This is a genomic window from Mesorhizobium escarrei (genome assembly GCF_935825525.1).
Classification (GTDB): Bacteria; Pseudomonadota; Alphaproteobacteria; order Rhizobiales; family Rhizobiaceae; genus Mesorhizobium; species Mesorhizobium escarrei.
In genome coordinates, this window is record NZ_CAKXZT010000173.1 from 75,364 (window position 1) to 100,290 (window position 24,927).

The 24,927-nt window shown below is 62.7% G+C and carries 18 protein-coding genes and 1 tRNA gene; 9 read left to right on the top strand and 10 right to left on the bottom strand.

Going from position 1 to position 24,927, the window contains the following annotated elements:
- Positions 1 to 25: 25 nt before the first annotated feature.
- Genes NMG80_RS33555 through NMG80_RS33570 form a run of 4 tightly spaced genes read right to left on the bottom strand, consistent with a single transcriptional unit; the run spans position 26 to position 4,449 of the window.
- Complete coding sequence (locus NMG80_RS33555) at positions 26 to 802, bottom strand: enoyl-CoA hydratase/isomerase family protein (RefSeq protein ID WP_254022113.1); 777 nt, start codon at positions 800 to 802, stop codon at positions 26 to 28.
- Positions 795 to 2,396: an acyl CoA:acetate/3-ketoacid CoA transferase gene (locus NMG80_RS33560; protein ID WP_254022114.1), complete on the bottom strand. Its 1,602-nt coding sequence runs from the start codon at positions 2,394 to 2,396 to the stop codon at positions 795 to 797. The genes NMG80_RS33555 and NMG80_RS33560 overlap by 8 nt, the downstream gene beginning before the upstream one ends.
- Positions 2,393 to 3,409: a Gfo/Idh/MocA family protein gene (locus NMG80_RS33565; RefSeq protein WP_254022115.1), complete on the bottom strand. Its 1,017-nt coding sequence runs from the start codon at positions 3,407 to 3,409 to the stop codon at positions 2,393 to 2,395. Before NMG80_RS33565 ends, NMG80_RS33560 begins: the two co-directional genes overlap by 4 nt.
- Positions 3,406 to 4,449: a LacI family DNA-binding transcriptional regulator gene (locus tag NMG80_RS33570; RefSeq protein WP_254022116.1), complete on the bottom strand. Its 1,044-nt coding sequence runs from the start codon at positions 4,447 to 4,449 to the stop codon at positions 3,406 to 3,408. The genes NMG80_RS33565 and NMG80_RS33570 overlap by 4 nt, the downstream gene beginning before the upstream one ends.
- Positions 4,450 to 4,689: 240 nt before the next feature.
- On the opposite strand from NMG80_RS33570, the gene NMG80_RS33575 reads away from it, so the two are divergent.
- Together NMG80_RS33575 and fcl are read left to right on the top strand one after the other, a co-directional pair.
- Entirely contained in the window at positions 4,690 to 5,844 is a 1,155-nt protein-coding gene (locus tag NMG80_RS33575; protein WP_254022117.1) for a dihydrodipicolinate synthase family protein, read from the top strand.
- Between the two features lie 136 nt (positions 5,845 to 5,980).
- Complete coding sequence (fcl, locus tag NMG80_RS33580; RefSeq protein WP_254022118.1) at positions 5,981 to 6,943, top strand: GDP-L-fucose synthase; 963 nt, start codon at positions 5,981 to 5,983, stop codon at positions 6,941 to 6,943.
- Positions 6,944 to 7,225: 282 nt separating this feature from the next.
- Here the strand turns inward: fcl and NMG80_RS33585 are convergent.
- Both NMG80_RS33585 and cpdR read right to left on the bottom strand, forming a co-directional pair.
- Positions 7,226 to 7,300 (bottom strand) — tRNA-Val (locus NMG80_RS33585).
- Between the two features lie 116 nt (positions 7,301 to 7,416).
- Positions 7,417 to 7,779 (bottom strand): cell cycle two-component system response regulator CpdR, encoded by a 363-nt coding sequence (cpdR, locus tag NMG80_RS33590; RefSeq protein WP_006199474.1) that lies wholly within the window; start codon positions 7,777 to 7,779, stop codon positions 7,417 to 7,419.
- 161 nt (positions 7,780 to 7,940) lie between these two features.
- Between cpdR and NMG80_RS33595 the strand changes: the two genes are divergently transcribed.
- The 3 genes from NMG80_RS33595 to NMG80_RS33605 all read left to right on the top strand — a co-directional run bounded on the left by NMG80_RS33595 (position 7,941) and on the right by NMG80_RS33605 (position 10,692).
- Positions 7,941 to 8,882, top strand: a complete 942-nt coding sequence (locus tag NMG80_RS33595; RefSeq protein WP_254022119.1) for an N-formylglutamate amidohydrolase — start codon at positions 7,941 to 7,943, stop codon at positions 8,880 to 8,882.
- 373 nt (positions 8,883 to 9,255) lie between these two features.
- Positions 9,256 to 10,029, top strand: a complete 774-nt coding sequence (gene hisN, locus NMG80_RS33600) for a histidinol-phosphatase (RefSeq protein WP_254022120.1) — start codon at positions 9,256 to 9,258, stop codon at positions 10,027 to 10,029.
- 120 nt (positions 10,030 to 10,149) lie between these two features.
- Positions 10,150 to 10,692, top strand: coding sequence for a DUF1579 domain-containing protein (locus NMG80_RS33605; protein WP_254022121.1), 543 nt, complete (start codon positions 10,150 to 10,152; stop codon positions 10,690 to 10,692).
- Between the two features lie 132 nt (positions 10,693 to 10,824).
- On the opposite strand, the gene NMG80_RS33610 is transcribed toward NMG80_RS33605, so the two are convergent.
- Positions 10,825 to 11,799 carry an alpha/beta fold hydrolase gene (locus NMG80_RS33610; protein WP_254022122.1) on the bottom strand — a complete coding sequence of 325 codons (975 nt, stop codon included), beginning with the start codon at positions 11,797 to 11,799 and terminating at the stop codon, positions 10,825 to 10,827.
- Positions 11,800 to 12,365: 566 nt separating this feature from the next.
- Here NMG80_RS33610 and NMG80_RS33615 point away from each other — a divergent pair.
- Positions 12,366 to 12,833 (top strand): Hsp20 family protein, encoded by a 468-nt coding sequence (locus NMG80_RS33615; RefSeq protein ID WP_123149664.1) that lies wholly within the window; start codon positions 12,366 to 12,368, stop codon positions 12,831 to 12,833.
- A 70-nt stretch (positions 12,834 to 12,903) separates the two neighbouring features.
- On the opposite strand, the gene NMG80_RS33620 is transcribed toward NMG80_RS33615, so the two are convergent.
- The gene (locus NMG80_RS33620) at positions 12,904 to 13,956 is read right to left on the bottom strand and encodes a threonine aldolase family protein (protein WP_254022123.1); all 1,053 of its coding nucleotides are present in this window, start codon (positions 13,954 to 13,956) and stop codon (positions 12,904 to 12,906) included.
- A 573-nt stretch (positions 13,957 to 14,529) separates the two neighbouring features.
- Between NMG80_RS33620 and gltB the strand changes: the two genes are divergently transcribed.
- On the top strand, positions 14,530 to 19,278 hold the full coding sequence (gene gltB / locus NMG80_RS33625) for a glutamate synthase large subunit (protein WP_254022124.1): 4,749 nt from the start codon (positions 14,530 to 14,532) through the stop codon (positions 19,276 to 19,278).
- A gap of 143 nt (positions 19,279 to 19,421) precedes the next feature.
- Positions 19,422 to 20,876, top strand: coding sequence for a glutamate synthase subunit beta (locus NMG80_RS33630; RefSeq protein ID WP_254022125.1), 1,455 nt, complete (start codon positions 19,422 to 19,424; stop codon positions 20,874 to 20,876).
- A 277-nt stretch (positions 20,877 to 21,153) separates the two neighbouring features.
- Here the strand turns inward: NMG80_RS33630 and NMG80_RS33635 are convergent, their stop codons facing one another.
- Both NMG80_RS33635 and NMG80_RS33640 read right to left on the bottom strand, forming a co-directional pair.
- The gene (locus tag NMG80_RS33635; RefSeq protein WP_254022126.1) at positions 21,154 to 22,389 is read right to left on the bottom strand and encodes an SGNH/GDSL hydrolase family protein; all 1,236 of its coding nucleotides are present in this window, start codon (positions 22,387 to 22,389) and stop codon (positions 21,154 to 21,156) included.
- Between the two features lie 123 nt (positions 22,390 to 22,512).
- Positions 22,513 to 23,739: a lytic murein transglycosylase gene (locus NMG80_RS33640; protein ID WP_254022127.1), complete on the bottom strand. Its 1,227-nt coding sequence runs from the start codon at positions 23,737 to 23,739 to the stop codon at positions 22,513 to 22,515.
- A gap of 212 nt (positions 23,740 to 23,951) precedes the next feature.
- Here NMG80_RS33640 and galU point away from each other — a divergent pair, with 212 nt between their 5' ends.
- A complete protein-coding gene (galU, locus tag NMG80_RS33645) occupies positions 23,952 to 24,857 on the top strand; it encodes a UTP--glucose-1-phosphate uridylyltransferase GalU (protein WP_254022128.1) in 906 nt (301 codons plus the stop codon).
- Positions 24,858 to 24,927: the final 70 nt, after the last annotated feature.

Consider the following 24,927-nt stretch of genomic DNA (forward strand, 5'->3'; position numbering starts at 1 on the left):
TGATTTCCAGGTTCCGCTCGCATTCTCATGATCTTGAAAACGCTGGTTTCTGCTTGGTCTTGAAAGCGTCGACACCGGCCCTGAGGTCGCCGGTCAGCGCGATGAATCCGCTGGCCAGCGCCTCTGTCGCGGCGGCACTTTCCTCGCCCTCGGCGACCGCGATCATCAGCTTTGCGGCCTCGGTTGCCAGCGGGCCACGCTCGGCGATCTTGCCGGCCCAGGCCTTGGCCTCGGGGAACGCGTTGCCCGTGTCGACCACCCGGTCGACGATGCCCAGAGCGAGTGCTTCGGCCGCCACGAACGTCTCGCTGCCGATTGCCATGCGCCGCACCGTCTGGGCGCCGAAACGGCGCACCGCGCGCTGCGTGCCGGACCAGCCGGGCACCACGCCGATCGAGGTTTCCGGAAAACCTAATTTGACGTGCGCCTCGGCGACCCGGAAGTCTGTAGCCGCCGCCAGTTCCAGCCCGCCACCCAGCGCATGGCCGGACAGCACGGCGATCGTCGGTTGCCGCAACCGCGCCAGCCGGTCGAAGACGCGGTGGCCATAACGCACCCATTGCACCTGGAAATCGGCGGCGCTCATTTGCGACCAGGCTTCGACGTCGCCACCCGAGCAAAAGCCCTTGCCTTCGCCGCACAGCAGCACGACACGAACGCTGTCCGCAGCTTCCGCCGCGTCGAGCGCGGCTTCCAGCGCGCGCAGCATCGGGAGGTCGAGCGCGTTGAATTTCTCCGGCCGGCGCAGCGTGACGATGGCGATGGCACCGTCTGTTTCAAAGGTGACGAGACGCTCAGCCATGCGCGCCTCCAAGCGAGGCGCCGCCATTGAGCGACAGTCCGATCGGCCGGTCACGGTAGAGCGCGTCCGGTGTGACTTTCAAATCGTTGGCGACGGCGAGCGGGATCTCGGCCTGCGCCAGCACGTCGCGCTGAAGGTCGATGCCGGGTGCCAACTCAGTCACCATCAGCCCATCCGGCGTCAGCTCCATGACGCAGCGTTCGGTGACATAGGTGATGTCCTGTCCTTGCGCGACCGCGCGCTTGCCCGAGAAGGAGATATGCTCGACCTCGCCGACCACCTTCTTGACCTTGCCCTCCTGGTCGATGCGGATGCCGCCATTGGCCAGCGACAGCCTGGCGCCGGCATTGAAGAAGCCGGAAAACACGATCTTCTTCGCTCGCGCCGTGATGTCGACAAAACCGCCGGCGCCGGCGGTGACATGCGGCCGCGCCGAAAGCTTCGACACGTTGACCGAGCCATGGCGGTCGATCTGCAGGAAGGACAGCAGCGAGGCGTCGAAACCGCCGCCCTGGAAGTAGATGAACTGGTGTGGCGATGGCATGAAGGCATCGGCGTTCGATGAGCAGCCGAACTTGAAGTCGAGCAACGGCACGCCGCCGACCGCGCCCTGTTCGATCACCCAGGTGACCTTGCCGTGCTGGCCTTCCTCGATAAGGATGCGCGGCACGTTGGCCGAGATGCCGAAGCCGATATTGACGGCCATGCCGTCGGCAAGCTCCATGGCGACGCGCCGCGCGATGACCTTCTGGACGCTCATCTCGGCGTTGCGGAAGCTCGACAGCGGCCGGAAGATCTCGCCCGAGATGGCCGGATCGTAGGGCGTCAGCGTCGTCTGCAACTGGTCGGGCGCCACCACGATATGGTCGACCAGCACGCCGGGCACGCGCACGTCATGTGGCTTCAGCGTGCCGTTTTCGACGACGCGCTTGACCTGCGCGATGACGATGCCGCCATTGTTGCGGGCGGCGAGCGCCTGTTCCAGCCCGCCGAGATAGGCGCCCTCGTGCTCGTAGGTGAGGTTGCCGCGCTCGTCGGCAGTGGTGGCGCGGATGATGGAAACATCAGGCACGATCGAGCGGAAATAGAGCCATTCCTCGCCGTCGAACTGCTGCACCGAAACGATCGGCTCGCTGGCCGCCGCATTCATGGCGCAGCCCTGATGACGAGGATCGGCGAAGGTGTCGAGGCCGACCTTGGTCAGCACGCCGGGGCGCTTGGCGGCGGCTTCGCGGTGGATGTCGAACAGGATGCCTGAGGGCACGTTGTAGGCGGCGACCGAATTGTCGCCGATCATCTTCCAGATCTGCGGCGGCTCCGAGGATGACGGGCCGGACGGATAGGAGCCGCACAGCGTGCGCTTCAACAGGCCGGGCTTGGCCAGATGGTCGATACCCCTGATGCCGTACATATCGCCGGCGGCGATCGGGTGCAGCGTCGTGATGTTCTTCGGATGGCCTTCCGCGTCGAAGCGCTCGCCGATGGCGGCGAGCACCGCATCGGGGCAGCCAAGACCGCTCGACGACGATACCGAAACGACCATGCCGTCCCTGATCAGGCTGGCGGCTTGCGCTGCGGAGACGAGTTTGCTCACCCTGCGCCCCCGAGGTTCGGATCGATCGCGACGGATTTGCCGGATCTGGCTGACTGCAACGCCGCCTCGGCTGATGTCAGCGACCAGACGCCGTCCTCGCCGGTGGCCGACGGCTGGCCTTCGCCACCGATCGCCGCATGGAACTGGCGCAGGGAACGGACATAGAGATCCTCGCGGTCGAAGCTCAATTCCTCCTCGCCCTGTGCCGTGCGCAGCAGCACAGAGCCGATCGGCTTCTGCGTCATCACATCTTTCGCGATCAGCGAGCCTTCGCTGCCATGCACCTCGAAGCCGGTGCCGGCGAATTTGGTGGTGAAGCCCTCATGCGACTGGGCGATGACACCCGATTTGAAGCGCCAGATGCACATGGCGCCGTCTTCCAGGCCGCCGGCGGCCATGCCGGCCGATTGCGTGAACGCCGTAACCTCAAGCGGATCGTCGCCGAGTACGAAGCGCAGCGTGTCGGCATCGTGCACGGTGATGTCGAGCACCACGCCGCCGCCGGCTTCCGGCCTGGTGATGCGCCAGCCCTGCAGATTCTCAGGCAGATAGACCGAGTGAAAGACGCGCGCGGCGATCGGCTTGCCGATGCGGCCGGATGCGATGGCTTCGCGCATCGCCCGGTGCGCGCCGGCATTGCGCAGATGATGGTTGGTGCCGAGCACGAGACCGGCCGCCTTGGCGGCGGCGACCATCGTGCGCGCATCGGCGCTGGTCAGCGCCAGCGGCTTTTCGCACAGCACATGTTTTCCCGCCTTAATGGCGGCTAATGCCTGTTCGAGATGCAATTCGTTGGTGGTCGAGATGTAGACGGCGTCGATGTCGGAGCCGAGCAATGCATCGAGCGTCGAGACGGCAAGCGCAATGCCGTTCTCCTTGGCATAGGCCGTAGCGCGCTCCGGGCTGGAACTCATCACCGCCGCGATCTCGCTGTTCGGTTGCGCGCGGATAGCGTTGATCATGAATTGCCTGGCTATCGTGCTTGCGCCGTTCAGTCCCCATTTGACGGTCATGCCGCGTCTCCCATTCCGGCACGGCGATGAGGACCGCAACTGTCCCTGACGACGAGGTTGACGGCGCCGATATGATCCTCGGCGCGCGTGGTGCGCGACTGGATCATTCTCAGCATGACATGGGCGGCGCGCTCGCCGAGGCCTGCCGAATCCACCGCGACGCTGGTCAGTGCCGGCATGTAGTGCTGGGCTTCGATCACGTCGTCAAAGCCGACAACGGCGAAATCCGCGCCAGGTTCGAGGCCGCGCTTGCGTAGCGCCAGCATGACGCCGAAGGCGACCGCATCGTTGAAGCACAGCGCCGCGGTCGGCGGCTCGGCCATGGCGAAGGCCGTCTCCAGGCAGGCAATGCCGCCCTTGCGGCTGGTTTCGCCTTCAACGACCAGTGTATCGCGCTTAGCGATGCCGAGCGCCTCGCAGGCCTCGCGAAAACCGCCGAGCCGCTCGTGATAGACCACCAGGTCCGATGAGCCGCCGAAGAAGGCCAGCCGGTGATGCCCTTTGCCGATCAGGTGGGCGGTGGCGAGCCAGGCGCCGCGATGATTGTCGGGCGCGATCACCGGGATGCGGCTTTCAGGAAGGCGGCGCATGGTGAAGACGATCGGAAGGCCCGCCATCTCGATGCGGCGGAACGCACCGGGAGTCGTGCCGCGCGCCGGCGACACGATCAGCCCGGCGACACCTTGCTCCATCAGCGATTTCAGCACTTCTTCCTGGCGCACCGGGTTCTCCGCCGTGTTGGCGATGAACGGCACGATGCCCGCCGACTGGAAGACGCGCTCCATGCCGACCGCCATTTCGGCGAAAAACGGGTTGGTGAGGTCGTTGATGACCATGCCGATGACATTGGAATGGGCCTTGCGCAGATTGGCGGCCCCGCGGTTGTAGACATAGCCGACATCCTCGATCGCCTTGCGAACCTTCAGCGCAGTCTCAGGCCGGATCAGATCGCTGCCCTGCAGCACCAGCGACACCGTCGACTTGGACACGCCCGCCTCACGGGCAATGTCGAGTATCGTCGCCTTGGGCCTGCTGGCCATCCAGATCGTCCTCCGGTATTTTCTGGTCGAATTTATTGGAACGTTCTAATTCCGAGCCGGATATGAGTCAACCAGGATTTTTCCAAAATTCGAAAAATCCGGCATTCGGCGGCTGACAGCGGCGCTCTTAAACGGCTTTGCCTCTGCGATGCAGCATTTTTTGGGGCGTGGATCAGAATCACTAAGGTGCTTGATTTGTTGGAACGTTCCATTTAATAGACGCGACCAAGGGAGAAATCGATGGACATTGCCTTGCCCGTGGAGGGCGGTCGCAGCACTCGCTACCGTCTTGTCGGCCAGCCGGCACAGCCGGTAGTCGGCACGCGGTTTTCGCGCATTGCCTATGCCGCCGCACATGTCGTTGCCGATCCGCTCGCAATGACCGATCCGTGGTCTCATCCTGCGGTCGACTGGGAGCGCACGATGGCGTTTCGCCATCATCTGTGGCGGCTCGGCTTCCGCATCGCCGAGGCCATGGATACTGCACAGCGTGGCATGGGTTTCGACTGGACAAACGCCAGGGAACTGATCCGCCGCTCGATCGCCGAGGCGCGAACCGTCGAGGGCGCGGATCTCGCCTCAGGTGCCGGGACAGACCATCTGACGCCAGGCGCCGCCAGGTCGCTCGACGATGTCATCGCGGCCTATGAAGAGCAGTTCGGTTTCATCGAGGGCCTGGGCGGCAAGGCGATCATGATGGCCAGCCGCGCGCTGGCGGCTGTCGCCAAGAGTCCCGACGACTATGTCAGCGTCTATGACCGCGTCCTGTCCCAGGCATCCGGCAAGGTCATTCTGCATTGGCTGGGCGACATGTTCGATCCGGCGCTGAAGGACTATTGGGGCAGCCATGATTTCGACAGTGCGCTCGACACGGTGGTCGCCATCATCGAACGCCACGCCGGCAAGGTCGAGGGGATCAAGATATCGCTGCTCGATGCCGGCAAAGAGGTTGCCCTGCGCAACCGGCTGCCTGAAGGGGTCGTCATGTTCACCGGCGACGATTTCAACTACCCCGAGCTGATCGCCGGCGATGGCGAAAGACATTCGCATGCGCTGCTCGGGATTTTCGACGCCATCGCGCCGGTCGCCAATGCCGCGCTGGCAAGACTGACCGACGGCGACCGCGCCGGCTATGACGCGCTGATGGCGCCGACAGTGCCTTTGTCGCGAAAGATCTTCGAGGCGCCGACCGAGTACTACAAGGCCGGTATCGTCCTCTTGGCCTGGCTGAACGGCCACCAGGACCATTTCTCGATGGTCGGCGGCATGCAGTCGGCGCGCGGCATTTGCCACTACGCCGATGTGTTCCGTCTTGCCGACCAGGCCGGATTGCTGGCCGACCCGGAGCTTGCCAACGCAAGAATGAAGAACCTGTGCGCCATGGCGGGTGTTTGACCGCACAACGAGAGTTCGCCCAAATCTCCGATTTGCCTTGTCCCGGCAAATCTGTATGCGCTATGCGTCCGGCGCGGACCATCCGGCGCGTCGACGCCAGGTGGTCATAGCGGCCGTTCTGCATAGGGATACGCCAATGGATTTCGACCTAAGGGGCAAGCGCGTTTTCGTGGCCGGGCATCGCGGCATGGTCGGCTCGGCCATATTGCGCAGGCTGGCGGACGAGGACTGCGAGGTCCTGACCGCATCCCGCGATGAACTCGATCTCATGGATCAGGCCGGGGTGAGGCGCTGGATGGCTGGCCACAGGCCGGATGCGGTGGTGATGGCGGCGGCCAAGGTCGGCGGTATCCTGGCAAACAACAAATTGCCGGTCGATTTTCTGCAAGACAATCTCATCATGCAGACCAATGTCATCGAGAGCGCCTTTCGCAGCGAGGTGCAGAAATTGCTGTTCCTCGGTTCGTCCTGCATCTATCCGAAATTCGCGGCGCAGCCGATCGCCGAGGACGCCTTGCTCACCGGTCCGCTCGAACCGACCAACGAATGGTATGCGATCGCCAAGATCGCCGGGCTGAAACTGTGCCAGGCCTATCGGCGCCAATATGGTGTCGAGTACATCTCGGCGATGCCGACCAACCTCTATGGCCCCGGCGACAATTTCGATCTCTCCACCAGCCATGTCGTACCGGCCCTGATGCGCAAGGCGCACAAGGCCAATCGCGCCGGCGACAAAACCCTGGAGGTCTGGGGATCGGGCACGCCGATGCGCGAGTTCCTGCATGTCGACGACGCCGCCGACGCTCTGGTCTGGCTGCTGAAAAACTATGCCGGCGACGGCCACGTCAATGTCGGCTCGGGCGAAGACATCACCATTGCCGAACTGGCCCGCACCATGCTCGCCGTTGTCGGCGCCGAGGCGGCGCTCACATTCGATGCGACGAAGCCGGACGGCACGCCGCGCAAGCTGATGGACGTGTCGCGCCTGTTTGCCACGGGCTGGCGCCCGCGGTACTCGCTTCAGAGCGGATTGGAGCAGACCTATGCCTGGTTTCTCCAGCACATCGAGAAGGGCGATCTCCGCCTCGGCGCGGCCTGATCTCAATCGACGCTGATTGCTGCCAGCAGACAGCCGTCTCGTGGCCATGGCCAATGCAAAATCGCTCGCCGAGATGCTTGGTTTAGCGTTTTCGGATTCACCTGGAGGAGCGATGCCCCCCCAAATTTCATGATTTCATGTCGTCGATGTAGTCGGAGAGCATTGGCTGGGCGAGAAAATCAAGGCGTCCGATTTTGGCATTCTCGAAGATGCGGCATTCACGCGGTCCAGCTTGGACGCGCCCGTAAATCTGCGGGTACGAGAGACGGCGGATTGTCTGGATGGTGGGCGTGACAGGGATTGAACCTGTGACCCCTGCAATGTCAATGCAGTGCTCTCCCGCTGAGCTACACGCCCATCCGAAGCCGCGCATACACCATTTTTGCTCCGGCGCGTCAATAGCGGGAAAAAGGAAAGAACGGTTCGCCTTGCCACGCCGTCGAAGGCGCGCCGAAGCCCCTGCCGGAATCGGTTCAGGCTGCCTGCAGCATCTTTTCGACCTCGTTGACGAGGTCGCGTAGATGGAACGGCTTCGACAGCACCTTGGCGTCTTTCGGCGCTTTGGAATCCGGATTTAGCGCAACGGCGGCGAAGCCGGTGATGAACATGACCTTGAGGTCGGGATCGATCTCGGTGGCGCGGCGGGCGAGTTCTATGCCGTCCATCTCCGGCATCACGATATCGGTCAACAGCAGCGAGAACGGCTCTTCGCGCAGCCGCTCATAGGCGCTGGCGCCATTGTCGAAATCGCTGACCTGGTAGCCGGCACGCTCCAGCGCCTTGACGAGGAACCGGCGCATGTCATCGTCGTCTTCCGCCAGTAGAATGCGTGCCATGTTATCCTGTCCGAATCACCCGCCCGGGACTGCCGTGGGGCAGCCCGTTAACCATCCTGTATATGAGGAGGTGAGGGTAAACATCAAGTGAACGATAAAGCCCCGATCCGCCTTTGACAAAGCGGTCCGGACGCCGAAACGCTGGACATGCGGCCGGCGAGGTGGCACCTTCCAACCATGATGCAATGGTGTTTCTGGGTTCGTTCAAATTGAAAACGGCAGCCGAGGATTTTTCGGTCGTTCCCCCCTTCGAAATCCGGTCGGGCGCCGAACAGCGCGTCCCCTTCCTCTTCAACTCGCCGCATAGCGGCCATCACTATCCGGACCGGTTCCTGGCGATGGCAAGGCTGGACCGAAACGCCATCCGCCGCTCCGAGGATTGCTATGTCGACGAATTGTTCGGCGGCGCCGTCGCGCTTGGCGCGCCGATGCTGGCGGCAAACTTCCCGCGCGCCTATCTCGACGTCAACCGGGAGCCCTGGGAACTCGACCCGCGCATGTTCGTCGAACCGGTGCCGTCGTTCTGCAACATCCGTTCGGCGCGCGTCGCCGGTGGGCTTGGCACCGTGCCCAAGCTGGTGGGAGAAGGGCTCGACATCTATGCCGGGCGCTTGCCGCTGGCGGAAGCCGTCGCGCGTATCGAGGCCGTCTACAAGCCTTATCACGAGACGCTGAAACGGCTTTTGACCAGGACCCATGCGCGGTTCGGCTTTGCCGTGCTGATCGATTGCCATTCTATGCCGGCGAGCATCAGGGTCGGCGACAGCGGTGTCAGGCCCGACTTCATCGTCGGCGACCGTTTCGGCATGTCCGCTTCGGCAGCGTTGACCGAGACGGCGATTGGCCTGCTCATCGGCATGGGCTATACCGTCGCCCATAACAAGCCCTACGCCGGAGGCTTCATCACCGAGCACTATGGCCGCCCCGTGCGCCATCTCCATGCGCTGCAGATCGAGGTCAATCGCGGGCTTTACATGAACGAGCGGACGTTCCAGAAATCCGCCGGCTTCGATGCGCTCGCCGACGATCTGGCGCACTTCTCGGCCGACCTGATGGCGATGCCCGACCACAATTTTATCGATCTGCCGCTTGCCGCCGAATGATGCCGAAAATCGAAACGAGATCTTGCGCTGGGATAAAGGCGTTGGCGTGCGGTCGGGACGGGCAATCGGCTGGAGGCCGCGCCGAAAAAAAGACCGCATCGTTTGCACGACACGGTCGAAGTCTAGGGAGGAAACGCCCAAGGAGGGCATGGACAGGAAAACCTGTCCGAGAACAAATCTATTGTGCGATGCACAAATGTCAAGCCGCCGACTGGCGTTTTTAATTCACCGTGATGTGGAAAATGAATTTCGAGCGGGCCAGCGTTGCATTCGAGCAACAGTTGTCGATGCGCAAAAGTCCCGCACGCCCTTGTTTTGGGAGAAAACCACGGGCAAACGACGGTTCCAGCAGGCTGCAACGCGGGAGACTCAGTTGGATATCAGCATCGATTTCATGCGGCGCATTGCGGATGCCGCCGCAGCCGAAACCTTGCCGCGCTTCCGCAGCCAAGGCGCGGTCGCCAACAAGGAGCAAGGCAGCTTCGACCCGGTCACCGAGGCCGACCGCGAGGCCGAGCGGGTTATCCGCGCGCTTATATCAGCGGAATATCCCGATCACGGCATCCTTGGCGAGGAGCATGGCAGCGAGAACATTTCCAGCAGGCATGTCTGGGTGATCGATCCGATCGACGGCACCCGTGCCTTCATTTCCGGCCTGCCGGTGTGGGGAACATTGGTCGGGCTGACTGTCGACGGCGATGCCGTTGCCGGCATGATGTCGCAGCCGTTCACCGGCGAGCTTTTCTACGCCAACGCGTCCGGTGCCCATTATGAAGGTCCGGGCGGGCCGCGAAGGCTGACGACACGCAAGACGACAAGCCTCGCCGAGGCGACGCTGTTCACCACCACGCCGGCACTGTTCAAGGGGGACGCGCGCCTGCGCTACGACCTGTTCGAGCGGCAGGTCCAGCTCGCCCGCTACGGCACCGACTGCTATGCCTTCGCCATGGTCGCAGCGGGAAGCGTCGACATCGTCGCCGACCCCGGTTTGAAACCCTACGATATCGTCGCGCTGATCCCGATCATCGAGAAGGCCGGCGGCGTAGTCACCACCTTCGAAGGCGGACGGGCGGAAAGCGGCGGCGATATCCTGGCCGCGGCAACGCCGGAGCTTCATGCCGCCGCGATGGCGGCGCTGCGTGGCTGAACCGTCTGGGCAACTGGCGATTATGGACTGAGGGTACCCATGGCGACGATAGCCCATGCTCCTGACGGGAGGGTGTCAGTAGCTCTCGGCTATGGAGACAATGTCACGGGAGGGAATCACATGCCGACGCAGTCAACAGCCAGCCGTTTCGAAGATGCGCCGGCAGAAAATGCTCCAGCAGAAAAGGCCCTGGGAGATGGCCGGGCCGATTTCGATTTCTTCGTCGGACGCTGGAACGTCAACCATCGAAGGTTGCAGAAGCGCCTGCAGGCCGACACGAACTGGGACGTGTTTGGCGGGGCATGCGAGGTGCGCCCGATCCTTGGCGGGATCGGCAATGTCGACGACAATGTGATTGAATTGCCCGGCGAGGCCTACCGCGCCGCCACGCTGCGGACGTTCGATCCGGCGACGAGACAATGGTCGATCTGGTGGATCGACGGCCGCAACCCGGCGACCATCGATGTTCCGATGCGCGGCGCCTTCGAAGCAGGCGTCGGCACGTTCCTGTGCGACGACGTCTTCGACGGACGCCATATCCACGTTCGCTTCCTGTGGTCGCGGATCACTGAAAAATCGGCGCGCTGGGAGCAGGCTTTTTCACCGGATGGCGGCAAGACCTGGGAGACCAACTGGATCATGGATTTCGCCCGGCAAGTGTAGGCCGACGATCGGCTTGGCAGGTTTTTTTCACCCCAAGTCATGTTTTCAAGCCAAGTCATTTTTTAGACCCAAGTCATGGATTTTCAATGGTTGGAGCAGTCTTTGCGCATCCGGAGGGAGCACGGCACTCAATCAGGCGGTGTCGTCACTTCCCGGAATGAAGGCATCGAAGGCGGCAAAGAACTGCTCGCGAAAAAAGTCGGCTTCCTGCAATATTTCATGGCGTGCGCCGTCGATCACCAGCAGCGAGCCGAGGCGCAGGCGTCTGGTGTAGGTTTCCACCGCCTTGGTCGAGACGACCTGGTCGGCGCCGGCGGCGACCACCAGCAGGGGAACCTGGATCCTGGCCATGAAGTCAGGATCGCTGACGGCCTCGGATGCCTCAACCGCCGCTTTCAGCCAGCGTATCGTCGGGCCGCCGAGCGCCAGTTGCGGGTAGGTTTCGTAGATCAGCGTGTTGCGTCGATAGCGCTCCGGATCCGATGTCACCATATTGGCGGCAAACGGAATGGTTCTTCTGGGCCGCGGACCCCAGGCGGCATAAAGCCTGCCAAGGCCCAGCAGACAGAACAGCGAGCAGAGGCGGCGAACGGTGGTTGTCGAGACCGGCAGGTCGGGCACGGCCAGGAAGGGCGCGATCAGCACCATGCGCCGTACGCGGTTCACCATCGACGGCCCGGCAAGCAGCGTGATCACAGCCCCGGCCGAATGGGCCAATATGTAGTATGGCCCCCGGCAGTCGGGCAGCACGATCTCCTCGAAGAACTGTTCCAGGTCGCCGGTGTAGTCGAAGAAGCTGCGGACATAGCCGCGCTCGCGGTCGCTGATCAGCCGGTCGGAACCGCCCTGGCCGCGCCAGTCGAAGGTGGCGACGCCAAAGCCGCGGTCCGTGAGGTTGCGGGTGGTCTCGAAATATTTTTCGATGCACTCGTTGCGGCCGGTCAAGACGACCACGGTGCCTTTCATCGGGCGCGCAACCGCAGGAAAGAGGCCATAACGAATCTTCTTGCCGTCGCGCGTGGTGAAGAAACCACCGGCGGCATTTTCCGGCAGCGGATTGCCCGGAATTTCGCGAAAAAGGGAAGTTTTGTCGAGGAGGTCCGTCATTCGGCGCTGCGTTTTAAGTGTCGCTGCCTGCATGGCGCAAGCTTTGGTAGGCATAGACGCCCCATGCAGCAAAAGCAAAGGGCAGCAAAAGCAAAGGAATTCCGGACGCGTTGGAAAGGCTGAACGAGGCAGCCGGCGAGTGAGGCCGAAAGCAGCTTGCGGCATGCTTCCGGCCCCCCGTCGATCCGGGAGGAAGGGACGTTACACCCGGTCGGCCCTGTTGCGGCATCTCGCGCATAACCCCGAAAATCGAAGCCGATTTCGCTGTCAATCATGCGCAATCAAAGTGTTACAGCGTCCATTTGCGCGTCCGAGAGGACGCGCGACGCCGTAACCGCCGCCTGTTTCTTGATCCTGGAAGCAGTTTAGCGCGACTTAGCTGAACGCCCGCCGAAGCCGCGGTTCATCTGCCGTTCATCGAGGCGGCAGAATCTTGAAATGCCTTCGCGTGCTCCCCAAATGTCTGCTGCGGCCGCCAATGTCGGGGCCGCTGGCCTATCCGGAACGCCGTCACGGGTTTCGCACCGGCCATACGCAAACCTTGTTGCTCAACAGGAGAACACACTATGCGTCACGTTGATTTTTCCCCGCTCTATCGTTCAACTGTCGGTTTCGACCGGCTGTTCACCATGCTCGATTCGCTTGCGCAGCCGGAAGGTGCGCAGACCTATCCGCCCTACAACATCGAGCGCACCGGTGAGGATTCCTATCGCATCTCGATGGCGGTCGCCGGCTTCTCGGACGATGAGCTCTCGATCGAGGCTCACCGCAACGTTCTGACTGTCAAGGGTGAGCGCAAGGAGGAGGGCAATGGCGAAGGCTCCGAACTGCTTTATCGCGGTATCGCCAGCAGGGCCTTTGAGCGCCGCTTCCAGCTTGCCGACCATGTTGACGTCGTCGGCGCCTCGCTGAAGAACGGCCTGCTGTTCGTCGACCTCAAGCGCAACATTCCCGAGGAGCTGAAGCCGCGCAAGATCGCGATCACCGCGTCTTCGGCGAAGGCCAAGCAGATCGAGGCCAAGACCGCCGCGTAAGCTGCGTCACAAGACGATCTAGGGACGAAGGGCGGCGCTTCGCGCCGCCCTTTTTGACGATAAGGTGCCGCTATCCAGCAATCAGTTCGCCAAAGCGGTCGACCTCTTCGGCCGTCGTCGCAAAGCTGGTGACGAAACGATAGAGCGCCTCGTCCTCGCCGATATGGCCATCAAAGTCGTGCGGCTTGTGCCAGTCGTAGAAGGCGGCACCGGCCAAATGCACCCGTTCGGCCTTGGCCTTTTTCATCACCGCGAACACTTCGTTGGCTTGCGGCAGCCAGGCCAGACGCGCCGACGCGGAATCCTCGATCAGTGCTGCGAGGCGTGCTGCCATGGCGTTGGCATGCCGCGCCGTGTCGAGCCACAGGCCGTCCTTGAAATAGGCTTCGAACTGCGCTGCGATGAAGCGCGATTTCGAGAACAATTGCGCCGCGCGCTTGCGCAGGAAGGCCAGTTCCCTGGCGCGGTCGAGGTCGAACAGCACGATAGCCTCGGCGCACCAGCAGCCGTTCTTGGTGCCGCCGAAAGAGAGGATGTCGACGCCGCCCTTCCAGGTCATCTCCGCCGGTGTTGTTTCGAGCGCGACCAGCGCATTGGCGAAGCGGGCGCCATCCATGTGCAGCGGCAGTTTGTGATGCTTGGCGATCGCCGAAATCCTGGCGATTTCGTTCAGCGTGTATATGGTGCCGACCTCGGTCGACTGGGTGATCGACACCGCCATCGGGCGCCCGGAATGGACGATTTCAGGCGCGAAGCGGCCGACCGTCCTGTCCAGGTTGTTCGGATCGATCTTGCCCAGCGCACCGTCGACGGCATAAAGCCGTGAGCCGCCGGTAAAGTATTCCGGGGCACCGCATTCATCCTCGATGACATGCGACTCTCGATGGCAGAAGGAAATGCCGCCTGATTTGTTGTAGGCGGTCAGCGACAGGGAATTGGCGGCGGTGCCGGTGGCCACGAAAAACACCGCGACCTCGCGCTCGAAGATTTCGTTGAAGCGCTGGTATGCGGCCTGGTCGAGGGCGCCGTCGCCATAGGCGGTGGAAAAGCCGCCGGCATGGGCCGACAGACCCGCGGCGATGCTGGGATGGGCGCCTGCCCAATTGTCGGAAGCGAAATTCATGCGTTTGCCTGTGCTGGGAAAATCGAGGCGACCTTGGCCGTTTTTGCGTGCCGCTCGCAAGTGCCAAGCGCCGGAAAAGCGGTAAAGCCAGCGAGAGGCCGGACCTAAAGCGCGTCGTGTTCGGCCGGCCTCATGCGACGCGCTCTAGGTTGTTGTTTTCATGCATGTCGTTATCGCAAAACCGCTGCACACTTTTGCGCGACATGCATTAAAGGCCGCGACTGAAGGTTGCGTTTTGGCCGGGTGGCGCGTAATTTTCTGTCTCTAAATGCCCAAGATTGTTGTGAATCGGCCTTGTGCGCATCCGCAATTTCTGTCATAAAAATTTAGGACAGTAGTGCTGTCTTATTTTGTCGCACAAAACAGGCTGGATTGGCGTATCATTGGGCCTCTCCGGCCGTTGCCGCGAGCGACAGGTAGACAGCCCGGCTCTGGCCTGTACGATTGCCGGATGCGAACCAGGCCGCCTGGTTCGGCAAGGATTTCGCAAGACGTGCCGCAAGGATGAGAGGGAAGCTCATGCGCTTCCCAAGGGAAACCAGCGCCCGAAGGGCTGGCATGGAGGACAGGACGATGACGGAAGTGACGCCATCTGCGACGAACGGCCCGGCCGCGCAGACGAAAGCGCCAGCCGTCAAAAATCCGTCCGTCGCCACTGGCTTGTCCAAGTTCGAGCGGACCCATACCGGCTTCGCCGCCCACGGCCTTTACGATCCGCGCAACGAGCACGATGCCTGCGGCGTCGGCTTCATCGTCAATATGAAGGGCGTGAAGTCGCATCAGATCGTCACGGACGGCCTGGCGGTGCTCGAAAACCTGACGCATCGCGGTGCCGTCGGCGCCGACCCGCTGATGGGCGACGGCGCCGGCGTGCTGGTGCAGCTTCCCGACCGCTTTTTCCGCGAGGAGATGGCCAGCCAGGGCGTCGAACTGCCCAAGCCCGGCCATTACGCCGTCGGCCATGTGTTCATGCCGCGCGATCCTGAGCTTCAGGCGCATATCGAAGGCATCATCGCCGAGGTCGCGCAGCTCGAAGGCCAGCCGCTGCTCGGCTTTCGCGACGTGCCGGTCGACAATTCATCGTTGTCAAAGGCGCCTGATATCGCTGCTTCCGAACCGGTCCAGCGGCAGGTATTCCTCGGCCGTGGCGCCGAGATCGAAAGCGACGACGACTACGAGCGGCGGCTCTACATCCTGCGCAAGGTCATTTCCGGCCGTATCCATGAAGAGACCAAGGGCGTCGACAATGGCTTCTACGTCGTGTCGATGTCATCGCGGACCATCGTCTACAAGGGCATGTTCCTGGCCTACCAGGTCGGTGCCTATTACAAGGATCTGACCGATCCGCGTTTCGAGACGGCGCTGATCCTCGTCCACCAGCGTTTCTCGACCAACACCTTCCCGTCGTGGAAGCTGGCGCATCCCTATCGCATGGTCGCCCACAATGGCGAGATCAACACGCTGCGCGGCAACGTCAACTGGATGGCGGCGCGGCAGGCCTCGGTCGATTCCGAACTGTTCGGCAACGACATCTCCAAGCTGTGGCCGATCTCCTATGAGGGGCAGTCGGACACCGCCTGTTTCGACAATGCGCTCGAATTCCTGACGCAGGGCGGCTACTCGCTCGCTCACGCGATGATGATGCTGATCCCCGAGGCCTGGGCCGGCAACAAGCTGATGGATCAAGATCGCAAGGCCTTTTACGAATACCACGCCGCCCTGATGGAGCCGTGGGACGGGCCGGCGGCGGTGGCTTTCACCGACGGCCGCCAGATCGGCGCCACGCTCGACCGCAACGGGCTGCGCCCGGCGCGCTACATCGTCACCGACGACGATCGCGTCATCATGGCCTCGGAAGCCGGCGTGCTGCCGGTGCCGGAGGAAAGGATCGTCAAGAAGTGGCGGCTGCAGCCCGGCCGCATGCTGCTGATCGACCTGGAGAAGGGTCGCATCGTTTCCGACGAGGAGATCAAGTCGGAGATCGCGACCAGGCATCCCTACAAGAGCTGGCTCGCCAACACCCAGCTCATCCTCGAAGACCTGAAGCCGGTCGAGCCGCGGGCGCTGCGCAGGGACGTCAGCCTGCTCGATCGCCAGCAGGCGTTCGGCTTTACCCAGGAAGACACCAAGCTGTTGATGTCGCCGATGGCGACCACCGGCCAGGAAGCGGTCGGCTCGATGGGCACCGACACGCCGATTTCGGCGATGTCGGACAGATCGAAGCTGCTCTACACCTATTTCAAGCAGAACTTCGCCCAGGTCACCAACCCGCCGATCGACCCGATCCGCGAGGAACTGGTGATGAGCCTGGTCTCGTTCATCGGGCCGAGGCCCAACATCTTCGACCTCGTCGGCAATTCGCGTCGCAAGCGGCTCGAAGTGCGCCAGCCGATCCTGACCAATGGCGATCTTGAGAAGATCCGCTCCATCGGTCACACCGAGGACCGTTTCGACACCAAGACGATCGACATCACCTATGCTTCGAGCGAAGGCGCGGCCGGCATGCAGGGCGCCATCGACCGGCTGTGCGAGCGCGCCGAGGCGGCGGTCGCCGGCGGCTACAACATCATCATCCTGTCCGACCGTCAGCTCGGGCCGGACCGCATCGCCATCCCGGCATTGCTGGCGACGGCGGCGGTCCACCATCATCTGATCCGCAAGGGATTGCGCACGTCGGTGGGGCTGGTCGTCGAGTCCGGCGAACCGCGCGAGGTGCATCATTTCTGCTGCCTTGCGGGCTATGGCGCCGAAGCGATCAATCCCTATCTCGCCTTCGACACGCTGCTCGACATGCACAAGCGCCACGAGCTGCCAGCCGAAGTCGACGCCAATGAGGTCGTCTCCCGCTACATCAAGTCGATCGGCAAGGGAATTCTCAAGGTGATGTCGAAGATGGGCATCTCGACATACCAGTCCTATTGCGGCGCGCAGATCTTCGACGCCATCGGGCTGAAGACCGATTTTGTGCAGAAGTATTTCACCGGCACCGCGACGCTGATCGAAGGCGTCGGGCTGGAAGAGATCGCGGCCGAGACGGTCAGCCGCCACGCCGACGGCTTCGGCAACGACCCGGTGCTGGGCAACAGCCTCGAGGTCGGCGGCGAATACATGTTCCGCATGCGCGGCGAAGCGCATATCTGGTCGCCCGATGCGGTGGCCACCCTGCAGCACGCCGTGCGCCAGGGATCGTGGCAGACGTTCAAGGACTATTCCGCTCAGATCGACAGCGAGACGGCGGGGGCGCAGAGCATTCGCGGCCTGTTCAAGATCAGGCTCGCCGAAGAAACCGGGCGCAAGAAGGTCGCGCTCGACGCGGTCATGTCGGCGGCCGATATCGTCAAGCGGTTCTCGACCGGAGCAATGTCCTTCGGCTCGATTTCCAGGGAAGCGCACACCACGCTGGCGCGCGCCATGAACGCCATCGGCGGCAAGTCGAACACCGGCGAGGGCGGCGAAGAGGCCGACCGTTACCTGCCGCTGCCGGGCGGCGGCAAGAACCCCGAGCGTTCGGCGATCAAGCAGGTCGCTTCCGGGCGTTTCGGCGTGACGGCGGAATATCTGGTGAATTCCGATGTGATGCAGATCAAAGTCGCGCAAGGCGCGAAGCCCGGCGAGGGCGGTCAGCTGCCCGGTCACAAGGTCGATGCCACCATCGCCAAGGTCAGGCATTCGACGCCCGGCGTCGGCCTGATCTCGCCGCCGCCGCATCACGACATCTACTCGATCGAGGATCTGGCGCAGCTCATCTACGACCTCAAGAACGTCAATCCGGCGGCTGATGTCTCGGTCAAGTTGGTCTCCGAAGTCGGTGTCGGCACGGTTGCGGCCGGCGTCGCCAAGGCGCGCGCCGATCACATCACCATTTCCGGCTATGACGGCGGCACCGGCGCATCGCCGCTGACCTCGCTCAAGCACGCCGGCAGCCCGTGGGAAATGGGCCTTGCCGAGACGCACCAGACGCTGGTGCTCAACGGCCTCAGGTCGCGCGTCGCGCTGCAAGTCGACGGCGGCCTGCGCACCGGCCGCGACGTCGTCATCGGCGCGCTGCTTGGCGCCGACGAATTCGGCTTCTCGACCGCGCCGCTGATCGCGGCCGGTTGCATCATGATGCGCAAGTGCCATCTCAACACCTGCCCGGTCGGCGTCGCGACGCAGGATCCGGTGTTGCGCAAGCGCTTCAAGGGCACGCCGGAACATGTCATCAACTTCTTCTTCTATGTGGCGGAAGAGGTCCGGGCGCTGCTCGCCGAGATGGGCTACACTCATCTCGACCAGATCATCGGCGACACTGACCTGTTGGAGAAGCGGGCGCTGATCCAGCACTGGAAGGCGCGCGGGCTCGATTTCAGCAAGATGTTCTTCAAGCCGCATGCCCCGCATGAGGCGGTGCACTGGACCGAGCGGCAGAAGCATCCGATCGACGACGTGCTCGACCGCAAGCTGATCGAGTTGGCCAAGCCGGCGCTGGAAGCCAGGCAGCCGGTCAGCATCGAGCTGCCGATCCGCAATGTCGACCGTTCGACCGGCGCCATGCTGTCGGGCGAAGTGGCAAAGCGCTTCAAGCACAAGGGCCTGCGCGAGGACACGATCTCGGTGAAGCTCACCGGCACCGCCGGCCAGTCCTTCGGCGCCTTCCTGGCGCGTGGGGTTTCGTTCGAGCTGGTCGGTGCGGCCAATGACTACGTCGGCAAGGGCCTGTCGGGCGGCCGCATCGTCATCCGCCCGCCTGAGAACACGAAGATCGTCGCAGCGGAGTCGATCATCGTCGGCAATACAGTGCTTTACGGCGCGACCGAGGGCGAGGCCTATTTCTGCGGCGTTGCCGGCGAGCGATTTGCGGTTCGCAATTCGGGCGTTGCCGCCGTCGTCGAAGGCGTTGGCGACCATGGCTGCGAATACATGACCGGCGGCATTGTCGTGGTCATCGGCCAGACCGGCCGCAACTTCGCCGCCGGCATGTCGGGCGGCGTAGCCTATGTGCTCGACGAGGAGGGTGATTTCGCCGAGCGCTGCAACATGGCGATGGTCGAACTGGAACCCGTTCCCGAAGAAGACGACCTGATGGAGAAACTGCTCCATCATGGCGGCGACCTCGACCACAAAGGCCGCGTCGACGTGTCCGGCGACATGACCAGCCATGACGAGGAGCGGCTCTATCAGCTGATCTCGAACCACGTCCATTACACGGGTTCGGTGCGCGGCCGCGAGATCCTCGACAACTGGGCGACTTTCCGGCCGAAATTCCGGAAGATCATGCCGGTCGAATACCGCCGCGCGCTGATCGAAATGGAACGCATGCGCATCGGCGTTGCGGCGGAATAGGCTTTGGGAGTTGCCGGGAAGCTTGGCTTCCCGGGCGACGCCTTCATCAACAATCCTGGCCTCGACTGAAGGTTGCCATGGCTGCCTTATGAGGTTAACGGGTGCGTCGTCGAGCGCGCCATCTGGACAGCAGGGACTGGACTATGGGCAAGGTAACAGGGTTTCTCGAGATCGACCGGCAGGTGCACAAGTACCAGCCGGCTTCCGACCGCATCCGGCATTTTCGCGAGTTCACTTTGCCGATGTCGGACAAGGAGGTTGAGAAACAGGCCGCGCGCTGCATGGATTGCGGCATTCCGTACTGCCATGGGCCGACCGGCTGCCCGGTCCACAACCAGATCCCGGACTGGAACGACCTCGTCTACAATGGCGACTGGGACAATGCGATCCGCAACCTGCACTCGACCAATAATTTCCCGGAATTCACCGGCCGCATCTGTCCGGCACCTTGCGAGGAAGCCTGCACGCTGAACCTCGAGGACATTCCGGTCGCCATCAAGACGATCGAGCAGGCGATCGCCGACAAGGCCTATGAAACCGGTCATATCCGGCCCTATCCTCCGGAAAAGAAAACCGGCAAGCGCGTCGCCGTCATTGGCTCGGGGCCGGCCGGCATGGCGGCCGCCCAGCAGCTTGGCCGCGCCGGCCACGACGTTCACGTTTATGAGCGCGAGAGCCGGCCGGGCGGGCTGATGCGCTACGGCATCCCCGACTTCAAGATCGAGAAGCACTACATCGACCGCCGCATCGAGCAGATGCAGGGCGAGGGCGTGAGCTTCCATTGCGGGATCAATGTCGGCGTCGACAAGCCGGTGGCGGAGCTGCTCGCCGAATACGATGCGGTGCTCTATTGCGGCGGTTCGGAAACGCCGCGCCCGGCCAACATTCCCGGCGACGATCTCGACGGCGTGCATGACGCGATGCCTTACCTGGTGCAGCAGAACAAGCGCATCGGCGGCGAGCCGATCCAGTCGGTGGCGTGGCCCTCGCCGCCGATCGTCGCCGGCGGCCAGCATGTCGTCGTCGTCGGCGGCGGCGACACCGCATCGGACTGCGTCGGCACCGCCTTCCGCCAGGGCGCCGTGCGCGTCACCCAGCTCGACATCCGGCCGCAGCCGCCGGAAAAGGAAGACAAGCTTTCGGTCTGGCCCTACTGGGCGACGAAGATGCGCACCTCGTCCTCGCAGGCGGAAGGCGCCGAGCGCGAGTTCCAGGTGGCGACGCTCGAATTCATCGGCGAGGACGGCGCGTTGACCGGCGTCAAATGCTGCGAGGTCGATGAAAGGCGCAAGCCGATCGCCGGCACGGAATTCGTCATCCGCGCGGATCTCGCCTTCATCGCTATCGGCTTTGCCGGGCCGGCCTCCGTCGGGCCGGTGTCGGAGCTGGCTGGCCAGATGAAGATCGCCATCGACAGCCGACGCTCGAACAATGTCAAGGCCAATGATCGCGACTACAAGACCAGCGTCGAAAAGCTCTATGCGGCGGGCGATGTGCGCCGCGGTCAATCGCTGGTCGTCTGGGCGATCCGCGAGGGCCGTCAGGCAGCGCGTTCGATCGACGAGGCGCTGATGGGATCGAGCGTGCTGCCGCGCTGAGACCGTTTGGAAACTCTACTCCCGCGGCCATCTGAGGGCGTTTTCTGCGCTTCCGGTGCCCGGAGCAGGTTTAATGCATGTCGCGCAAAAGTGTGCAGCGGTTTTGCGATAACGACATGCTTAAAAACAACACCCTAGAGCAATTCCAGGAGAAGTGCGTAGCGGTTTTCCGTCCGGAATTGCGAAAAAACAAATACTTAGAGCGGTTCGGCGGTTCTATCAAAAGCTGAACCGCTCTAAAGCGCGTCGCATGAGGCCGGTCACACGCGACGCGCTTTTAGGGAGTGATCGCCGTGGTCGTTTCGGGCACAGTCGCCGCCACAGGCTGCTTCCTTGGCGGCCAGGAAAAATCGTCGGCGCGGCCTGGCGAAGCAGCTGATGCCTTGCCCCCGACGACGCGTTTTTCGCCGGGCCCGTCCACCTGTGCCGGCGCCGCGGCGCCGAGAAGTTCCGAACCGCCGTCGAGTGCCGGATCGCTAAGCAGCATCGGCACGGTGCGGTCGACGGGCATGGGCGTCGGTGCCGGCGCCCCGACGGGAGCGCCGGCCGGCGCATAAGCTGTCGGTGTGCCCGGAGGCGAGGTCATTCCAAGGATCTTCAGCAAGGGTTTTTCGGCATAGAAGGCGAGCTTGCGTTTGCCGGCTTTCGACACACGGATGCCGTCGTCGGTGCGCAGGCGCACCGGCTGGCCGTTGATATCAGGCCCGCTGGTGACAAAGGCGCCTTCCTCGTCAACGAAACCGTCCCAGATGTCGATGAATTCGCCGCCATGACTCTCGGCCGTCGAGCGGTAGATTTCGTTGAAAGCCAGCATGTCGGAGGTCATCTTCGGCGCCTTGAAGGCCGGCATGCCGACCCACAGATACGGGACCTTGGCCGATGCGATGGCCTTGCCGAACGCTTCGGTACGGCGTTCGTATTCCTTGGTCCACTCTTCGGACCGCGGCTGTTCGCGTTCACCGTTCACGCGCATCTGCTGCCGATCGTTGGAGCCCAGCATGACGATCACGGCGGCGGGCTTTTCGGTCTCGATCAGCGACTTGATCTGTTCGGGCCAGTTGTAGAAATCGTCACGCACGAAACCGGACGAACCATTGCTGCGAACGACGATCCTGATCTTGGTGTTTTCGGCAAAGGCGGTGTCGAGACCTTCGGCGAGGCCGCTCGCCATGAAATCGCCAACCACCAGAACGGTGCGGGCATCCGGCGCCTTCTCGACAATCGGCGCGGCCGGCTCAGCCGGCCGGCGCGGCGCGGCGCGGGGCTTTCTGGCTTTTGGCTTGCGTGGCCCGATCCTCTGCATCAGTCGCGGCTGAATCAGTCGCGGCGGCTCCACCCGCTCGCTTCGGCGCAGAAACAACAAGTCGCGCAGCGACCAGCCACGCCTTTGTTCTTCCTGCGCCACGGCCGGCGTGTGAAAGACGGCGGCAGTGCTGACGGCCAGAACGGCAATGGCCAGAATCAGGATCGGCACGCGACGAAGGATCACACGGATACGCGCAGCCGAAACCAATTACCGTCTCCATCCCTTAAGAGCGCCGGACTCTAATACAACCGTGCCGCCGCTCTATCTATTTTGAGCATCAGATTCCCAAAACCGGTTTGGGTCGATGCTCCAGGTCTGCCCTATGCGAGGCTAGTTCTGCCTGAGCGATTTGAGCACTTCCATGCTCGGATGTCCGTCCTGGGTCAAGCCAGCCTTTGCCTGGAATGCCATGATGGCGGCTCTCGATCCCTCGCCGATCTTGCCGTCGAACTTGCCGTCGTAGTAGCCGTACTGGGAAAGCCGTTGCTGAAGCTCCTGCCTCTCCTCGAAGGAGAGCTTCGTGAAAGGCCGCTGCCAGTCCTGCACAAGCCCACCATGGCCGGCGATTTCGTCGGCAAGAAGGCCAACGGCAACCGCGTATTTGTCGGCATTATTGTAGCGCTTGATGACCGAAAAATTCTTGACCATCAGGAAAGCCGGGCCGCCCCGGCCGCCCGGCACCTTCAGCGTGGCCTTCTCCGCGCTATTCCTGAACGGCTTGCCGTTGACACGCGTGACACCCAGCGCTTGCCATTGCGACAGCGACTTCGATCCGGCCGGGAACTTCCTTCCGTCGGGAAGGCTGACTTCATAGCCCCAGGTCTTGCCGGCCTGCCAGCCGTTCTTCCTGAGCAGATTGGCGGCCGTTGCCAATGCATCGGGAATCGAATTCCAGATGTCGCGCTTGCCGTCACCGTCCATGTCGACCGCATAGGCCTGATAGCTGGTGGGAATGAACTGGGTATGGCCCATGGCGCCGGCCCATGAGCCACTGAGGTGGCTTTTATCGATGTCGCCCCTTTGCAGGATCTTCAGCGCCGCGATCAGCTGCGTGCGGGCAAACTTCGATCGTCTCGAATCGGCATAGCCAAGCGTTGCCAGCGAACGCACGACATTGCGCATGACATCGTCGCGCTTGAGGATTTCGCCGTAGTTCGATTCCATCGACCAGATCGCCAGCAGGATGTGACGGTCGACGCCGTATCTTGCCTCGATCCTGTCCAGCCACGGCTTCCACTTCCTGGCCATCTGCTTGCCAACAGCGACCGACTGGTCATGGACGCGGTTGTCGAAATAGTCCCAGGCCGGCGCGGTGAATTCGGGTTGATAGCGAGCTTTTTCCAGCACGACCGGGTCGGCATCGCTGATGCCCTCGAATGCGCGGTCGTAAACGGCGCCGGAAACGCCGCTCCGCACCGCGGTGGCGCGGAAACTCGCCACCCATTGCCGGAAACCGGCGTCGGCAAAAGCCGATCCGGTTGAAATCAGCAAGGCAAGCGAAAGGCTGGCGGCCGCAACGATGCTTGTGAAGCGCTTTGCGGCGTTGCGAACGGACATCTACTCCTCCTTCTTCATCACAGGAAGATCATTCATCGCCGAACCCGGTTAGCATTTAGTTTACCATAGGTGCCGTTGGGAACGAAAAGGCGGGTTGGTGCTTTACGGACTACAGATTTTTTCTGACCGGCCGTTCCATAATCCCAGATTCCGGCACGAAAATGTCTTGAAGCGGGATTGCCGAACAACCTTAGAAGCGGATAGTTGACAGCATGAAGAGAGTTCGCAAGGCAGTTTTCCCGGTCGCTGGCCTCGGCACGCGTTTTCTCCCGGCCACCAAGGCAATACCCAAGGAAATGCTGACCGTCGTCGACAGGCCAGTCATCCAGTATGTGGTCGACGAGGCACGCGAAGCCGGCATCGAGCATTTCATCTTCGTGACCGGACGCAACAAGGCGGTCATCGAGGACCATTTCGACGTTCAGTTCGAACTCTATGACACGCTCGCCCAGCGCGGCAAGGACGATGAGCTCGCCCGCCTGCAGCGGCTGCAACCTTCGCCAGGGCAGACCAGCTTCACCCGCCAGCAGGTGCCGCTTGGCCTTGGCCATGCCGTCTGGTGTGCCCGCGAGCTGGTCGGCGACGAGCCTTTTGCGCTGCTTTTGCCCGATATGATCATGCAGTCCGAAAAAAGCTGCATGAAGGAGATGGTCGAGCTTTATGCCGAGACCGGCAACAACATCGTCGCGGTTCAGGAATGCGACCCCGCCGAGGCCCATAAATACGGCATCGTCGGCCGCGGCGAGGATACGCATCACGGTTTCCGCATCACCGGCATGGTGGAGAAGCCGAAGACCGGCACGGCACCCTCCAATCTTTACATCAACGGGCGCTACATCCTGCAGCCGGAGATATTTGGGATTCTCGAAGGCCAGGAGAAGGGCGCCGGCAACGAGATACAACTCACCGATGCGATGCTGAAGCTGGAGAAGCAGCAGCCCTTCTATGGCTGCCACTACCGGGGGCGCACCTTCGATTGCGGATCGCCGGAAGGCTTTGTCGAGGCCAACGTCGCCTTCGCGCTGTGGCGCAGCGACATAAACGGACGCATGGCGGGCATTATCAGCAAGCTTCTCGACGAGATGAAACCGTCACAGCAGCGGGGCGCAGCGTTCTAAGCCACGTTCAGTCTCGACCACCGTGCTCGCCACCGCCTGACCGCCGAATTTCGGCGGCATGCCCAGACCT

Bases quoted from the DNA above. Each gene is read 5' to 3' on its own strand.
- NMG80_RS33630 (WP_254022125.1), top strand. From the start codon at position 19,422: ATGGGCAAGGTAACAGGGTTTCTCGAGATCGACCGGCAGGTGCACAAG.
- fcl (WP_254022118.1), top strand. From the start codon at position 5,981: ATGGATTTCGACCTAAGGGGCAAGCGCGTTTTCGTGGCCGGGCATCGC.
- NMG80_RS33555 (WP_254022113.1), bottom strand. From the start codon at position 802: ATGGCTGAGCGTCTCGTCACCTTTGAAACAGACGGTGCCATCGCCATC.
- NMG80_RS33575 (WP_254022117.1), top strand. From the start codon at position 4,690: ATGGACATTGCCTTGCCCGTGGAGGGCGGTCGCAGCACTCGCTACCGT.
- NMG80_RS33570 (WP_254022116.1), bottom strand. From the start codon at position 4,449: ATGGCCAGCAGGCCCAAGGCGACGATACTCGACATTGCCCGTGAGGCG.
- NMG80_RS33605 (WP_254022121.1), top strand. From the start codon at position 10,150: ATGCCGACGCAGTCAACAGCCAGCCGTTTCGAAGATGCGCCGGCAGAA.
- NMG80_RS33615 (WP_123149664.1), top strand. From the start codon at position 12,366: ATGCGTCACGTTGATTTTTCCCCGCTCTATCGTTCAACTGTCGGTTTC.
- NMG80_RS33640 (WP_254022127.1), bottom strand. From the start codon at position 23,739: ATGTCCGTTCGCAACGCCGCAAAGCGCTTCACAAGCATCGTTGCGGCC.
- gltB (WP_254022124.1), top strand. From the start codon at position 14,530: ATGACGGAAGTGACGCCATCTGCGACGAACGGCCCGGCCGCGCAGACG.
- galU (WP_254022128.1), top strand. From the start codon at position 23,952: ATGAAGAGAGTTCGCAAGGCAGTTTTCCCGGTCGCTGGCCTCGGCACG.
- NMG80_RS33565 (WP_254022115.1), bottom strand. From the start codon at position 3,409: ATGACCGTCAAATGGGGACTGAACGGCGCAAGCACGATAGCCAGGCAA.
- cpdR (WP_006199474.1), bottom strand. From the start codon at position 7,779: ATGGCACGCATTCTACTGGCGGAAGACGACGATGACATGCGCCGGTTC.
- NMG80_RS33610 (WP_254022122.1), bottom strand. From the start codon at position 11,799: ATGACGGACCTCCTCGACAAAACTTCCCTTTTTCGCGAAATTCCGGGC.
- NMG80_RS33620 (WP_254022123.1), bottom strand. From the start codon at position 13,956: ATGAATTTCGCTTCCGACAATTGGGCAGGCGCCCATCCCAGCATCGCC.